The following is a 236-nucleotide window of genomic DNA, read 5'->3' on the forward strand; positions in this document are numbered from 1 at the left end:
GTAGTATGATCATAAGTATATAAATGATCCTTATTATTAACACACTACCCTAGCTTTCTATCAAGCTTTTTATCATAGTAGATGTTAACTTTTCCTTCACAGATTGGACAGGAACCGTATTTACTCACTTTATATACCTTACTATCTTCTTTACATAGAATAGGTTTTTCATTTCTATAAACTATGCCTTCTTTATTTAAGTCTTCATATTTACTATTTTGATCCAGTGCATATAG

1 protein-coding gene is annotated in these 236 nt (G+C 28.8%); it reads right to left on the reverse strand.

All coding sequences use genetic code 11. From position 1 onward, the window contains the following. Positions 1-44 precede the first annotated feature (44 nt). The coding region (locus SB822_RS60970; RefSeq protein WP_410859637.1) for a hypothetical protein at positions 45-236 on the reverse strand (192 nt) is incomplete at its 5' end.

Origin of the sequence: Paraburkholderia sp. SIMBA_054 (assembly GCF_046534875.1) — a bacterium.
GTDB lineage: Bacteria > Pseudomonadota > Gammaproteobacteria > Burkholderiales > Burkholderiaceae > Paraburkholderia > Paraburkholderia hospita.